This window comes from Streptomyces sp. SID13031 (assembly GCF_010548305.1).
In the GTDB taxonomy this organism is placed as follows: Bacteria; Actinomycetota; Actinomycetes; order Propionibacteriales; family Kribbellaceae; genus Kribbella.
In genome coordinates, this window is record NZ_JAAGLV010000005.1 from 114810 (window position 1) to 127926 (window position 13117).

Below are 13117 nucleotides of genomic sequence, written 5' to 3' on the forward strand. Positions count from 1 at the left end.
GCGGTGCCTTCTTCGATAACACTTCAGCCGATAACCCCTGAACATCATCCGCTGGCGGAGCGGCTCTGGCAGTTGTACCGGCACGATCTGTCCGAGTTCCGGGGCAACTATCCCGAGGCGGACGGGCTGTTCAGGAGCGAGCGGCTGCAGTCGTTCTTCAGCGAGGCGGACCGCTGCGGCTACCTCGTCAGGCAGGGTGACCAGGTCGCCGGGTTCGTCCTGGTCCGCGGGCTGGTGAGCGGGCTGCGGGTGATGGGGGAGTTCTTCGTCGTCCGGGCGGCCCGGCGGCAGCAAGTCGGGTGGGAGGCGGCTCTCGCGGTACTACGTAAGCATCCCGGCGACTGGGAGATCGCGTTCCAGGAGAGCAACCCCGGCGCGGCCGGGTTCTGGCGCCGGGTGGCCGCCGAGGCGGCCGTCGATGGCTACAAGGACGAGGAGCGGCCGGTCCCGGGCAAGCCCGACGTCGAGCCCGATACCTGGTTGTCCTTCACGGTGTGACCCACTGGCCGCGCTCGATCAGCACGTCGCGGAGCAGGTCGGTCCGATCGGTGATCAGCCCGTCGACGCCCGCGTCGAACAGCCGGTGCATCGCGGCCGGGTCGTCTACGGTCCACACGTGCACCTGCTTGCCGAGGGCATGCGCTCGCCGGAGCAGCCCGGGCGTGAGCACGCGCAGGCGGCCGTAGTACTCGGGGATCTGCAGGCAAGCTCCTCGCGACGCCATCCGGTACGGCGCGAAGCGGAGCCGGGCGATCTCGCGTTGCCCGAAGCCGGTGGCGAGCCGCTCGCCGAGTTCGCGCCTGACCAGCTCGACGCGGGCCTGGGAGAACGACGACACGCAGACCCGGTCGATCGCATCGTGGTCGCGCAGCACCTGAGCCGCCGCCCGGACGCCATTGTCGGCCTTGATGTCCAGGTTGAAGCGGGTCTTCGGGAAGTGCTCCAGCACCTCCGACAGCAGCGGGATCGGCTCGTGCCCGTTGATCCGCGCCTGCCGCACCTCCGACCAGGGCAGCTCGGCGATCACTCCGGTCCGGTCGGTGACTCGGTCCAGCCGGTGATCGTGGAAGGCGACAACCACGCCGTCGCTGGTCGCATGCAGGTCCGTCTCGACGTACTGGTACCCGAGCCCGACCGCTTGCTCGAACGCGTGCATCGAGTTCTCGTAGCCTCGGTTCTCCGGGTGCAATGCGCCGCCGCGGTGGGCCATTGCGATCGGCCCCTCGTGGTCGAGGTAGGGGTACACGCCCAGAAGTATGTACCGTTCGAGTGGTGACGGTACTCAGCCCCCGCCCAGACCTGTGGACCCTCGACCCCGACGTCCTGCACCTGAACCATGGCTCGTTCGGAGCCGTCCCGCGCCGCACCCAGGAGTTGCTGGCGATGCTGCGCGCGGAGACCGAGGCGAACCCGATGCGCTGGTTCCGCTCGGTCGCCGAGCGTGTGACCGCTAGCCGGCTGGAGCTCGCCGCTTTCCTGCAGACCGACCCGGAAGGCTTCGCGCTCGTCCCCAACGCCAGCGCCGGCGTGTCGGCCTCGCTCGCTGCGATCCCGATCCCTGCGGGCAGCAGGATCGTGATCACGAATCACGCCTACGGCGCGGTCCGGTACGCCGCCGAGCGGTTCGCCAGCGCCAACCAGGCCGAGGTGGTCGTGGTCGACGTACCGCTGGAGGCCGATGACGACTCCGTGGTCGCGACCGTGGAGGCGGCGCTGGACGACCGGACCGCGGCGTTCATCGTCGACCAGATCAGCTCGGCGACGGCGATGGTCTTCCCGATCCGCCGGCTGGCCGACTTGTGCCGGTCGCATGGCATCCCTTCGATCGTCGACGGCGCCCACGCGCCCGCCCTGCTGGACGCGCCCGCCGAGGAGGGCGCCGATTTCTGGACCGGCAACTTCCACAAGTGGCCGTCCGCGCCGCGTGGGACGGCCGGCCTCGTCGTCGCCGAGAAGTGGCGTGCTGCGACGCTGCCGCTGATCGTCAGCTGGTCGGAGTACGACGAGCGCCTGCCCGAGCGGTTCGACCAGCAAGGCACCGCCGACTATGCGGCGTGGATCGCCGCGCCCGAGTCGCTGCGGGTGCTCGAGGAGCTGAACTGGCCGCGCCGCCGTACCGAGCTGTCCGGACTGATCGACGAGGGCGCGAAGCTCGTCGCCAAGGCACTTGGTACGTCGGTCGCGGAGGTGGCACGTCCCGCGGCGACGATGCGCCTGGTGGAGCTGCCCTTCCCGGGCGAGCGGTCGCCGGACGCGGGGGAGGCCTTCAAGGAGAAGGTGTCTCTTGAGCTGAAGGCAGAGATCACTTTGACGGGCTTCGACGACCGCGTCTTCATCCGGCTGTCAGCCCACGCCTACAACAGCCTCCAGGACTACCAGCGCCTCGCCGAGTGGCTGCCCGCACTGCTCTGATTTCCGTCGGAGATCACGGCGTTGTTGATCTCCGCCGGCTTCAGTGAGGTCGCGACCTTCACCCATGCCCCGCTGGACTACGAGAAGCAGCCGCAGGGCTGTCTGCTGGTCCGCAGGGTCTGGCCCTTCACGGCGCCGGCGGTCATGCCGGCGACGATCTGGCGGTTGAAGAAGAGAAACATCACCAGCGGCGGGATGGTGATCAGCAGGATGTTCATGAACAGCAGGTTGTACTGGGTGGTGAACTGGCTGGAGAAGTTGTAGAGGGTCAGCTGGACGGTGGCGTTCTGGTCGCCGGGCAGGAAGTACAGCCTCCGGCCGTACTGACGGCGATGCGGCTGATGGAGTCGGACCCGGCCCACCACTGGTCGCTGACCGAGCTGGCCGCGGAGCTGCATCTCGCGCCCGGGTATCTGGTCAGGTTGTTCAAGTCGTCGACCGGGTTGCCGCCGATGGCTTACCTGTCCCGCCATCGTGTCGAGCTGGCGGCCGATCGTCTGCTGCACACCGACCAGCTGATCAGCCGGATCGGCGAGGCGGTCGGCTGGCCCGACCAGAACTACTTCGCCCGCCGCTTCAAATCCCACTACGGGTTGAGTGCGACCACATATCGCGCCCGCTTCACCCGCGCTTGATCAGTAATTCGAGGCCGTCCAGGAACCGCTCGAGACCGAAGGTCAGCCCCTGGTTCTGGCTGCCCTCGACCGACTTCATCGCGGTCGCGAGCCCCGGGAAGCGGTCGGGCTGACTCGCCAGGATCTCGGCGAGTGCCGAGGTGAGGTTCTCCTCGGACATGCCGACCGTTCCGCCGGTCAGGGTGAGGGTCTGGTGGGCCAGCGTCCGCACCTGCCCGGCGATGGTCATCAGTGCGTCCAGCTGCTGGCCGCCGTTCAGTCCGGTCTCCATCAGCGCTCGTACGCCGAAGTCCATCCAGGTGAGCTCATTCGGCCCGAGTGCGCGCCGGCCAACGGTCGAGAGCAGTAGCCAGGGGTGCCGCTCGAAGGCGGCGTACAGGTCGAGGGCCCAGTCCATCAACGCCTGCCGCCACGGCTGCGGTGGGTGGTGCGGGGGCACGCCCATCGCGCGATCCGTCATCAGCGAAACCAGCTCGGCCTTGCCCGGCACATAGCGGTACAGGGCCATTTTCGTGAAGGACAGCTCGGCCGCGACGCGCTGCATCGAGACGGCGTCGAGGCCGTCGCGGTCGGCGATCGTGATCGCCGCCGTGGTGATGCCCTCCACGGTCATCGCCGGCTTGGGGCCGCGCGTCGGTGGCGGTGGGTCACCCCAGAGCAGGTTGATCATCGTGGCTCCCCGGGTTGTGATCGTTCCCGAACTGTGTCTACCATACACATTATCGAAACAGTGTCTGGCGGACACAGTTGTTCAAGGAGGGGTTCCAGATGAAGATCCTGATCTCGGGGGCGAGTATCGCCGGTCCGGCGCTGGCGTACTGGCTGGGCCGGTACGGGCATGAGGTGACCGTGGTCGAGCTGGCACCGGCGCTGCGCAAGGGCGGCTATGCCGTCGACTTCCGCGGCGGCGCGAACAAGATGGTGCTCGAGCGGATGGGGGTGCTCGACGACCTGCGCGCCCGGCAGACGGGCGGCACAGCAATGCGGTTCGTCACCGAGGCCGACCGGCAGTTGCTGCGACTGCCGCCCGAGTTCGCCGGGGGAGAGCTGGAGGTGCTGCGCTCGGAGCTGTCCGAGGTCCTCTACGAGCACAGCCGCGACCGGGCGGAGTACGTGTTCGGTGACTCGATCGCCTCGCTCGAGCAGCACGACGGCGGTGTGGACGTGACGTTCGAGCGCGGCGAGGCGCGGACGTTCGACCTGGTGTTCGGTGCCGACGGGCTGCATTCCGTCGTCCGGCGGCTGACGTTCGGTCCGGAGCAGGACTTCGTCAGTCATCTGGGGTACTACATCGCCGGCTGGGATCTGCCGAACGACTTCGGGATCGAGCGGGACGGCCTGATGTACAACGTGCCGGGGAAGCTGGCGAGCGTCGGGATGGATCATCGCGATCCGCGGCGGGCAGGGGCGATGTTCATCTTCGCCGCACCCGAGCTGACCTACGACCGCCGCAATCCCGAGCAGCAGAAGGAGATCCTGCGTTCCGCGTACGCCGGACTCGGGTGGAAGGTGCCTGCGCTGCTCGACGGTCTGGACGACTGCACCGAGCTGTACTTCGACTCGATCAGCCGGGTGGACATTGATCGCTGGTCCGACGGGCGGGTCGCGTTGGTCGGCGATGCGGGCTACGGCGCGACGGTCGGCGGCATGGGCACCGGCACTGCGATCGTCGCGGCCTACGTGCTCGCCGGAGAGCTGGCGGCGGCCGGTGGCGACCATGCGGCGGCGTTTGCGGCGTACGAGCGTCAGCTGCGCAAGCCGGTGAAGGTCTGTCAGTCGGGCGGGAATCGCGCCGGGAAGTTCCTGGCGCCGGCGACCCGCTTCGGGATCGCGGCTCGCAACCGGCTACTCGGCACACCGTTCCTGCTCAACCAGATGCTGCGGGTCGGCGAGAAGATCAGTAGCGACTTCGTGATCCGTGACTACGAGCTCGTCACTTGAGCAGCGGCAGCTTGTGCAGGAACGTCTCCCACGAGTCGGGCAACCAGCCCGGTACGCCGAGGACCGCCATGTAGAGCCAGATCGCGATGAGCACGCAGATGAACAGGGCGAGCGTGCCGAGCGCCTTGAGCCAGGCCGGCTGCTTGCCCGTCCAGGTCGTGAGTGCCTTGACCCAGTCCTTGACCCGGTAGAGCACCCGCTGGGCCCACTCGAACTCGCTCGCCAGCACGGCCAGGCCCGCGATGAACAACGGGATCCCGCCCGGTCCGGGCAACCACCCGGTCAGTGGCGCCGCGATCAGGAGGATGCCGCCCACGACACCTACCCCGATCCGGTAGATCAGGAGCTTGCGCGGGTTCGCACGGATCTTCCGCCGCCACTCCCAGCGGTCATCCTGGGCGTCCAGCGTGATGTTGTCGTCCGTGCGGTCGGGACTGGTCTGCTCGGCCACGTCACTAGCCTACGTGCTCACCGGTCCTTTCCCCGGCAGTCAGGCGCTCCGGGGCTTGCCGAACTCCCAGTGCCACGGCTCTTCCCGGCTACCGCCCTGGTTGGCCCAGTTGGGGTGGACCCAGCCGTAGGCGCCGGCGTGGGAGACCATCCACTGGTACTGGGCTGTGCCGAACTTGTCGACGCCGCCGCAGAGGTCCACGGCCACACCCCAGCCATGGTTCGACGTACCGGGCAGTGCGGCCAGGGACGGCTTGCGGCCGTACAGGTCGACCTGTGCCGAGTACGAACGGTAGGAGTCTGTGATGCAGAGGTTCTTGCCGAAGGACTGCCGGAACGCGGCCGAGAGCTGCTGGTACGCCGCTGCTGCGTCGCAGCGCAGCATGTGTCCGTTGCCGAGGCCACACAGCTGCGAGGCCGGGATCAGCCCGTTGCTGTAGCCACCCCAGCCGGTGCTCGTGCCGCCGGTCGCCAGGAACGGCATCGGGTTGACGGCGTCTCCACCGAGCCGTACTTCGAAGTGCAGGTGCGGGCCGGTCGAGTTGCCTTCCGTGCCCACTGCGCCGATCTGCTGCCCGGCCGTCACGCGTGCGCCGTCGGCCACGTCGATCCGGCTCAGGTGCGCGTACAGCGTCTCCAGCCCGTTGCCGTGGTCGATGCGAACCAAGTTGCCGGCCCAGGCCGGGTGCTCGATCTTCACGATGCCGGTGGTGACCGCGCGGACCGGAGTACCGACGGCAGCCGGGAAGTCCTGCCCGGTGTGGTAGCCGGTGGACCACATGGCGCCCGACTGGCCGAACGGAGTGCCGATCTCGTAGGTGCCCTCGGCCAGCGGCCACGTCCAGGCGCCGGTGCCGACGTCGATCGAGGTGGCAGTGTTGCCGCAGCGGAACGCGGACGCGCTCGCCGTGGTGGCGGGAGCGACCTGCGGGTCGGCCGGCTTGCCGAGCGTCGGCCGCAGGGCGGCGTACAGGCTGTCGGGGATCGAGCCGACCGCCACGGAACCCTTGGCCTCGTCGGCGGCGATCATCTCGGCGTTGTCCAGGGCGATACCGACGTGGAAGAGGCCGACGGACTTGCTGCCCATCAGCAGGACGTCGCCAGGCTGGATCTGCGAGGTCGCGACCTTCTGGTAATTGGCGTAGACGGTGTTCGCCAGCCCCGCGAGGCTCGTGTACGGCTGCCAGGCGGCACGGGCCGCGCCGAGACATCCATACTTGTCCGGGCCGGTCCCGCCGACGCCGTACGGCTTGCCGACGAGCGAGAAGGCCTGGTTGACCGCACGGATCGTCTCGGCCGACAGCACCCGGAGTGCGCGCCCGCCGCTGACGACAGCCGCTGCACCCGGCACGGGAGCCTTGGCGACCTTCAGCGGCAGCAGGCCGGCCGGAAGTTCGAAGGGGCTCTTGATGGTGGCGGCGGCCGGCGGCTTGATCTTCGCCGCGGTCAGCTCGGCCAGGTAGGTCTGCCAGTTGGCGAGTGCCTGCTGGTTGCGGGTGGTCTGCAGTTGCTTCGACAGCTGGGTGGCACCGGCCAGGTCAGCCAGCTGGCCCTCCATGGCCATCGCCGCGCTGGCTGCCTTCTCCCGGACGGCCTTGCCGAGGTCGTTGGCGGTCTTGTTGGTCTTGTCGGCTTCGGCTCGCTTGGCCGCCGCGTCAGCGGTCGCAGTACCAGCTGTCGACTCCGCTGCCGTGGCTGCCTTGTACTGCGCGACCTGGGTGCTGCCGAGCTGCCTGATGGCGGACTGGCGGTCGGCGATCTCCTGCAGGTTGTCCGCGACGGATGCGAGCGACCACAGCATCGACTCGGTGCCCAGCATCGTCGGGATGCCCAGCTGGTACGCCTGGGCAGTCAGCAGGCCGAGGCGGCGGCGCTCGTTCTGCGACTTGCTCTGGGTGTTGGCCGCGAACGCCTCTGCCTTCTTGGCGGCGGCCTCATTGGTCTGCGCGATCTTCAGGGCGTTGGTGTAGGCGACCGTGGCCTTGGCGACGTCGATCTGGATGGCTGCTGCCTCGGCCTGGAGCTGCTCGAGGGAGCGGTTCACATCGGTGACGGAGGCCGGCGGGGGCAGGGTGGGGTCGGCGAACGCGGCATAGCTGGGCAGTGCGACCACTGCCACCAGCGCGATGACTCCGGCAAGCCGTAGCCTCCGGGCGTTCCCCAGCATCGAGCCCCCAATGTCCTCGTGACCGAAATCCCTGGCTCGAGTCTGCCTACAGGGGGCGCCTCACGCGCGCACGGAAGGAGAACACCCCCGTGCCTGCCCCACAGTAGGCGTCCCGAGGTCCGGACGGAACCCCAGGTCACGGTCCGTGACGATGAGGCAGGACACACTGCCCGATGGTGACCGTCGTCACCTCTGGGCCCGGAGGGCTGGCCCGTGGCCGGAAGCGCTGGCGCCAGCGACTAGGATTTCCGGTATGGCCTCGCACTTTGACGTTGTTGTCCTCGGCGCAGGTCCGGGTGGGTACGTCGCGGCGATCCGCGCTGCCCAGCTCGGGCTCAAGACCGCCATCATCGAGAAGAAGTACTGGGGCGGTGTCTGCCTGAACGTGGGCTGCATCCCGTCCAAGGCGCTGCTGCGCAACGCCGAGCTCGCGCACATCTTCCGGAAGGAGGCGAAGACCTTCGGCATCAGCGGCGAGGTGAGCTTCGACTTCCCGACGGCGGTGCAGCGCAGCCGCAAGGTGGCCGACGGCCGCGTCAAGGGCGTGCACTTCCTGATGAAGAAGAACAACATCACGGAGTTCGACGGCTGGGGCTCGTTCGTCGACGCGAACACGCTCGACGTAGCCCTGAACGACGGCAACTCCGAGACCGTCACCTTCGACAACTGCATCATCGCCACCGGCGCCACCACCAAGCTGCTGCCGGGCACCCAGCTGAGCGAGCGGGTCGTCACGTACGAGGAGCAGATCCTCACCGAGGAGCTGCCGGGCAGCATCGTGATCGCGGGCGCCGGCGCGATCGGTGTCGAGTTCGCCTACGTGCTGGCCAACTACGGCGTCAAGGTGACGATCGTCGAGTTCCTGGACCGGATGGTCCCGCTGGAGGACATCGACGTCTCCAAGGAGCTCGCCAAGGCGTACAAGAAGCTCGGTGTCGACGTGCTCACCGGCACCCGGGTCGACTCGATCGACGACTCCGGCGACAAGGTGAAGGTCACCGTCACCGGCAAGGACGGCGCCCAGCAGACGCTGGAGGCCGACAAGGTGCTGCAGGCGATCGGCTTCCAGCCGCGCGTCGATGGCTACGGCCTGGACAAGATCGGGGTCGCGCTGACCGAGCGCGGCGCGATCGGCGTCGACGGCTTCCTGCGCACCAACGTGGCGAACATCTTCGCGATCGGCGACGTGAACGCGAAGCTGATGCTGGCCCACGCGGCCGAGGCGCAGGCGGTGATCGCGGCCGAGACGATCGCCGGGGTCGAGACGATGGAGCTCGACTACGTGATGATCCCGCGGGCGACCTTCTGCCAGCCGCAGATCGCCAGCTTCGGCTGGACCGAGGAGCAGGCCCGGCTCGAGGGCTTCGACGTCAAGGTCGCGAAGTTCCCCTTCACCGCCAACGGCAAGGCCCACGGTCTGGGCGACCCGAACGGTTTCGTCAAGGTGATCGCCGACGCGAAGTACGGCGAACTGCTCGGCGCGCACCTGATCGGCCCCGAGGTGACCGAGCTGCTCCCCGAGCTCACCCTGGCGCAGAAGTGGGACCTGACCACCAAGGAACTGGCCCGCAACGTGCACGCCCACCCGACGCTGAGCGAGGCACTGCAAGAGGCCTTCCACGGCCTCGAAGGGCACATGATCAACTTCTGATCCCGGGTTGCCGCCTGCGGCGGTCGATGCCAGTCTCTGGAGATGGAGACTGTGTACGACGCCGCAGGTGGTGACGAAGGTCTGGTCCAGCTGGCCGCAGCCTGGCATGCCCGGGTGCTGGCCGACGAGGTGGTCAGCCACGCATTCAGCCACGGCTTCCACCCCGACCACACCTACCGCCTCGCCGCTTATTGGATCGAGGCCCTCGGTGGCCCGCCGGCGTACACGTCGTCCTTCGGCACCGAGAGCTCAGTCGTCTTGATGCACAGCGGCAACGGCCCACACGAAGACATGGACCGCCGAGCCATCACCTGCTTCGACCAGGCCCTCACCGACATCGGCCTCACCGCGGACAACCGGGTCAGACCAGTCCTCCACGACTACTTCGCCTGGTCGACCACGGTCAGCATGGCCAGGTACCACGGCCCGAACGACCAGGTGCCCACCGACCTGACCGTCCCACGCTGGTCCTGGGACGGCCTACAACACTGACCGTGCAGGTCGGGGGCATAGAGGTCTCGAAGGTCAGACCAGAGGTGAGAAGAAGTAGGTGTTGCGGACGTCGAAGAACAGTTCCTCATCGACCCGGAAGAAATCGGCGAAACGCAGCTCCACCGTTTGTCCGTTCTTCAGCCTGCCCTCGAACTCGCCTTCGACGGCCACGTCACTGGCGTCGACGAGGATCTTGACGATCGTATGGTGCCCTGACTGAATCACCCGCTGGCTGCTGTAGAAACTATGGAGCTCACGTCGACCGACGATCGGGTCGTAACCGGGGCGCTGATAGGTGGCGCCCGGGGCGAACAGGTTGACCAGGCCATCGATGTCGCCACTGTCAACCATCGTGTAGTAGTCGTGGAGCTTCTCGGTGATCTGCGTGGCCGAGGGTGTCGACGTGGTCATCGGTTGGCTCCTACGGGGAGCCGGCTCACTCCGGTCAGGAAACTGGACCTGATTCGCTCGACCGGGCCGTCGAGTTCCAGTGAGGTGACCTGCTCTCGCAACTCCTGCAGGATCAGCCGTAGCTCGACCCTGGCCAACGGACCGCCGAGGCAGAAGTGAGGGCCATGTCCCAGTGTCAGATGTTTGTTGGGCGTGCGGGAGATGTCGAAGCGATAGGGCTCCGGAAAGATGTCCTCATCGCGGTTCGCGGAGATGTTCCACAGCGTCACGATGTCACCGGCCGCGATCTCGACATCACGGATCTTGATGTCCGCGGTCGCGGTTCGCCCGATATGCGTCGCGGGCGTCGTCCAACGCAGTACTTCCTCCACGGCTGAGTCGAGCAGACTTTCGTCGGCTTTCAGCCGCGCCCATTCCGCCGGATTCTCGATCATTGCCAGCGCCGCACCTGCAGACGAAAGGCGTGTCGTCTCGTCTCCGCCGATGATGATGTTGTAGCAGTTCAGCAAGATTTCGGCGTCGGTGAGCGGTTTGCCGTCCACCTCCTGTGTGGCCAGCAGACTGACGACGTCTACTCCTGGCGACTTCCGCCGCTGGGGGAGCAGACCTGCGTAGTAGAGGAGGATGTCCCGCTGCGCCACCACCGCCTCGGCCTCGGCCTCCGGCGAGCCGTCCGAACCCATTGCGGTCATGGTCAGGTGGAGCATTGTCGATCGATCCGTCTGAGGAACATCCAGCAGTTCACAGATCGCAATCAGCGGGATCTGAGCGGCGACGTCGACTGCGAAGTCACCTCGCCCGGCCGCGGCGAGAGCCGCGACGAGTTCTCTGGTAGCCGCTTGGACGCTGTCGACGACGGAGGTCATCGCTCGTGCGGAGAAGCCGCCTTGCAGAATGCGGCGAACCGCACTGTGGCGTGGGGGATCGGTGACGACCAGCATCTTGCCGCCGGCCGAGTCGCCACCCGACAAGAGCGTTCCCAGCATGTTGCCCTGTTGCGAGCTGAGCTGGGCAGTGTCGCGGTAGATGGCCGCGATGTCCTTGTAGCGGGTGACAACCCAGAATCCGGGAGCGTCGGCGGTGGCTTCGCACCAGCTGACCGGATGTTCGGCTCGAAGTGTCTTCCAGGCTTCGCAACTGTCCGGGTCAGGATGGACGGCAGGGTCGATGAGACTGAACGGGATGCTGTGGCGCGGAGTACTCATCAGCGGTTGCTCCACTCCTGAAGTTCTGCATGGTCGGGGGACAGAACGGTTGCCAGCCGGCGAAGGATGGGTTCTTCGAACTGGTCCTGGAAGAAGTGCCCGCCGGGAAAAGGTGTGAAGGTTACGGTTCCCGTGGACCGTGAGCGCCAGCCGTCTGCGCTCGCCAGTGGTGTGTCGCCGTCGTCCTCGCCGTAGAGGACATCGATTGGGCAGGTCAGCACGTGATCCCGATCGGGGCGGTAGTCGTACGCGAGCCGGAAGTCTGATCTGAGCACGGGCAGGTAGAAATCCTGCAGTTCGGGCTCGTCGAAAAACTCTCGTGGGGTGGCGCCGAGCGTTCGGAGCAGGTTCAGGAACTCCGTATCCGTATGGTGGTGATAGCCGATCCTCGGGGTGCCCGGTGCACTGCAACCAGAGGCGAAGAAGCGATCGACCGCTCGCCCCGATCGCTCGAGCCGTAGCGCCAGATCGAACCCGATCAGTGCCCCGAGGCTGTGGCCGAATATCACCAGGTTGCCGTCCGGCAGCGCGTCGACCGCTGCGCTGAGATCGTCGACAACCTCGCCAATGCTGCGCGGTAGTGGCTTGGCCGAGTTTCTGCCCCGGCCGGGGAGCTGGGCGATATGCACGCCGACCGATGGCAGGGCGGCCGGCCAGTTGCGAAAGGCACGGACGTCACCACCGGCATAGGGAATGCAGATCAAGTGGCTGGCCCCGGCCACCGGCTGGGTCGGGGCGACAGAGTGCAGGGCCTTCGAGTTGCTGCCGATCACGATGGCACCTCGACCGCAAGCGTTACGACGGTGGCCGCGACAGCTGCTGTGATTCTGCGCAAGTGCTCGAAGTCGATGGTGTCGACCGTGTCAGTCTCGCGGTGGTAATGACTGCCGCGGAAGTTGGCTGTGTCTGTCAGCTGGACCGCGGGTATCCCGGCGGCCCAGAAGGCTGCGTGGTCACTCCGCGTCAAGTTCTTCAGAGAAGGGAGCAGACGCCTCAGCAGCTTGCCTACCAGCGGCCGGTCCAGCGGATCTCGCAGCGTCAGGACCGAGTTAGGCCCCGCTATCGCACGGATCTCGCGACGTAGCGTCTCCACGACCGGTCTCGCCGAACCGCGGTAGATCGCGGCTGTCCAGTCCGCGCGACGTCGTCGCAGCCGAATCCTCAGTGTCTGGCGAGGAAAGAGCAGACCGAAACCGGAGGGTATGGACTGGGTACTGGGCCTGTCGTCGACGAATCCGATCGACTCGAGGATGACGGCACTATCGACCTGGTAATGGGTGGTGAGCCAGGGAAGCAGTTGAGGTGATCCCAGTACCCCGATCTCCTCCAGGTCGAACGCGGCCAGAATCACCGTCTTTCGTAGCGGCACATGGGCGAGGAGCCGTGCTATCTCGGTCAGCGCCGCGAGTCCCGCACCGTTGTCGCAGGCACCGGGGCTGTCGCGTACCGTGTCGTGGTGGGCGCCGATCAAGATGGCCTCATCGGTGCAGCCCTTCTTCACCGCGACGAGATTCACGCCGTCCAGGCCTTCGTAGGAGGCTGGAGCGAAGGTGTCGAAATCCTGGATACCGTCGGCTTGCTCGAGATGGAACGGATGGGCCGAGGTGACCCAGCCGGCCTCGTTCCATTCTTCGATGAGCAGCTTGTCGGCCGCCTCCATCGCGTCGGGGAAATGGATCCTGCTACGCGGCCCGGGCAGGCTCTGCAGTACATCCCGGAGCCGTTCGGATCGGGCTCCCGTGCGGATGCGCTG

The 13117-nt window shown here is 67.0% G+C and carries 15 protein-coding genes; 6 read left to right on the forward strand and 9 right to left on the reverse strand.

Annotated features, from left to right (window positions below; translation table 11 throughout):
• Nucleotides 1–3 precede the first annotated feature (3 nt).
• On the forward strand, nt 4–498 hold the full coding sequence (locus tag G3I17_RS12520; RefSeq protein WP_164596160.1) for a GNAT family N-acetyltransferase: 495 nt from the start codon (nt 4–6) through the stop codon (nt 496–498).
• Here G3I17_RS12520 and G3I17_RS12525 read toward each other — a convergent pair.
• Nucleotides 488–1246, reverse strand: coding sequence for a glycerophosphodiester phosphodiesterase (locus G3I17_RS12525; RefSeq protein WP_164596161.1), 759 nt, complete (start codon nt 1244–1246; stop codon nt 488–490). The genes G3I17_RS12520 and G3I17_RS12525 overlap by 11 nt on opposite strands.
• A 26-nt stretch (nt 1247–1272) precedes the next feature.
• Between G3I17_RS12525 and G3I17_RS12530 the strand changes: the two genes are divergently transcribed.
• Nucleotides 1273–2412 carry an aminotransferase class V-fold PLP-dependent enzyme gene (locus tag G3I17_RS12530; RefSeq protein ID WP_203590098.1) on the forward strand — a complete coding sequence of 380 codons (1140 nt, stop codon included), beginning with the start codon at nt 1273–1275 and terminating at the stop codon, nt 2410–2412.
• A gap of 77 nt (nt 2413–2489) precedes the next feature.
• Here the strand turns inward: G3I17_RS12530 and G3I17_RS12535 are convergent, their stop codons facing one another.
• On the reverse strand, nt 2490–2774 hold the full coding sequence (locus G3I17_RS12535; protein WP_239062473.1) for a hypothetical protein: 285 nt from the start codon (nt 2772–2774) through the stop codon (nt 2490–2492).
• Between G3I17_RS12535 and G3I17_RS12540 the strand changes: the two genes are divergently transcribed.
• Nucleotides 2754–3047, forward strand: coding sequence for a helix-turn-helix transcriptional regulator (locus tag G3I17_RS12540; RefSeq protein ID WP_203590099.1), 294 nt, complete (start codon nt 2754–2756; stop codon nt 3045–3047). The two genes, G3I17_RS12535 and G3I17_RS12540, sit on opposite strands and share 21 nt — an antisense overlap.
• Here G3I17_RS12540 and G3I17_RS12545 read toward each other — a convergent pair.
• The gene (locus tag G3I17_RS12545) at nt 3034–3717 is read right to left on the reverse strand and encodes a TetR/AcrR family transcriptional regulator (protein ID WP_164596163.1); all 684 of its coding nucleotides are present in this window, start codon (nt 3715–3717) and stop codon (nt 3034–3036) included. The genes G3I17_RS12540 and G3I17_RS12545 overlap by 14 nt on opposite strands.
• Nucleotides 3718–3815: 98 nt before the next feature.
• On the opposite strand from G3I17_RS12545, the gene G3I17_RS12550 reads away from it, so the two are divergent.
• Nucleotides 3816–4988, forward strand: a complete 1173-nt coding sequence (locus G3I17_RS12550; RefSeq protein WP_164596164.1) for an FAD-dependent monooxygenase — start codon at nt 3816–3818, stop codon at nt 4986–4988.
• Here G3I17_RS12550 and G3I17_RS40685 read toward each other — a convergent pair.
• Together G3I17_RS40685 and G3I17_RS12560 are read right to left on the reverse strand one after the other, a co-directional pair.
• Nucleotides 4981–5439, reverse strand: coding sequence for a PGPGW domain-containing protein (locus tag G3I17_RS40685; RefSeq protein WP_164596165.1), 459 nt, complete (start codon nt 5437–5439; stop codon nt 4981–4983). The genes G3I17_RS12550 and G3I17_RS40685 overlap by 8 nt on opposite strands.
• A gap of 39 nt (nt 5440–5478) precedes the next feature.
• Nucleotides 5479–7605 carry a peptidoglycan DD-metalloendopeptidase family protein gene (locus G3I17_RS12560; RefSeq protein WP_164596166.1) on the reverse strand — a complete coding sequence of 709 codons (2127 nt, stop codon included), beginning with the start codon at nt 7603–7605 and terminating at the stop codon, nt 5479–5481.
• 253 nt (nt 7606–7858) lie between these two features.
• Between G3I17_RS12560 and lpdA the strand changes: the two genes are divergently transcribed.
• Together lpdA and G3I17_RS12570 are read left to right on the forward strand one after the other, a co-directional pair.
• Nucleotides 7859–9256 carry a dihydrolipoyl dehydrogenase gene (gene lpdA / locus G3I17_RS12565; RefSeq protein ID WP_164596167.1) on the forward strand — a complete coding sequence of 466 codons (1398 nt, stop codon included), beginning with the start codon at nt 7859–7861 and terminating at the stop codon, nt 9254–9256.
• A 42-nt stretch (nt 9257–9298) separates the two neighbouring features.
• Nucleotides 9299–9748, forward strand: coding sequence for a group II truncated hemoglobin (locus tag G3I17_RS12570; RefSeq protein ID WP_164596168.1), 450 nt, complete (start codon nt 9299–9301; stop codon nt 9746–9748).
• A 33-nt stretch (nt 9749–9781) separates the two neighbouring features.
• Here G3I17_RS12570 and G3I17_RS12575 read toward each other — a convergent pair whose 3' ends face one another.
• From G3I17_RS12575 to G3I17_RS12590, 4 genes are read right to left on the reverse strand one after another with little or no spacing between them, the layout of a single operon-like run.
• Entirely contained in the window at nt 9782–10159 is a 378-nt protein-coding gene (locus G3I17_RS12575) for a nuclear transport factor 2 family protein (RefSeq protein ID WP_164596169.1), read from the reverse strand.
• The gene (locus tag G3I17_RS12580) at nt 10156–11364 is read right to left on the reverse strand and encodes a cytochrome P450 (protein ID WP_164596170.1); all 1209 of its coding nucleotides are present in this window, start codon (nt 11362–11364) and stop codon (nt 10156–10158) included. Before G3I17_RS12580 ends, G3I17_RS12575 begins: the two co-directional genes overlap by 4 nt.
• The gene (locus tag G3I17_RS12585; protein WP_164596171.1) at nt 11364–12137 is read right to left on the reverse strand and encodes an alpha/beta fold hydrolase; all 774 of its coding nucleotides are present in this window, start codon (nt 12135–12137) and stop codon (nt 11364–11366) included. The genes G3I17_RS12580 and G3I17_RS12585 overlap by 1 nt, the downstream gene beginning before the upstream one ends.
• Nucleotides 12134–13024 (reverse strand): M28 family peptidase, encoded by an 891-nt coding sequence (locus tag G3I17_RS12590; RefSeq protein WP_164596172.1) that lies wholly within the window; start codon nt 13022–13024, stop codon nt 12134–12136. The genes G3I17_RS12585 and G3I17_RS12590 overlap by 4 nt, the downstream gene beginning before the upstream one ends.
• Nucleotides 13025–13117 lie beyond the last annotated feature (93 nt).

Excerpts from the sequence above, each read along its gene's own strand:
- G3I17_RS12540 (WP_203590099.1), top strand. The coding sequence starts at position 2,754 with ATGGAGTCGGACCCGGCCCACCACTGGTCGCTGACCGAGCTGGCCGCG.
- G3I17_RS12545 (WP_164596163.1), bottom strand. The coding sequence starts at position 3,717 with ATGATCAACCTGCTCTGGGGTGACCCACCGCCACCGACGCGCGGCCCC.
- G3I17_RS12550 (WP_164596164.1), top strand. The coding sequence starts at position 3,816 with ATGAAGATCCTGATCTCGGGGGCGAGTATCGCCGGTCCGGCGCTGGCG.
- G3I17_RS12560 (WP_164596166.1), bottom strand. The coding sequence starts at position 7,605 with ATGCTGGGGAACGCCCGGAGGCTACGGCTTGCCGGAGTCATCGCGCTG.
- lpdA (WP_164596167.1), top strand. The coding sequence starts at position 7,859 with ATGGCCTCGCACTTTGACGTTGTTGTCCTCGGCGCAGGTCCGGGTGGG.
- G3I17_RS12570 (WP_164596168.1), top strand. The coding sequence starts at position 9,299 with ATGGAGACTGTGTACGACGCCGCAGGTGGTGACGAAGGTCTGGTCCAG.
- G3I17_RS12575 (WP_164596169.1), bottom strand. The coding sequence starts at position 10,159 with ATGACCACGTCGACACCCTCGGCCACGCAGATCACCGAGAAGCTCCAC.
- G3I17_RS12580 (WP_164596170.1), bottom strand. The coding sequence starts at position 11,364 with ATGAGTACTCCGCGCCACAGCATCCCGTTCAGTCTCATCGACCCTGCC.
- G3I17_RS12590 (WP_164596172.1), bottom strand. The coding sequence starts at position 13,024 with ATGGAGGCGGCCGACAAGCTGCTCATCGAAGAATGGAACGAGGCCGGC.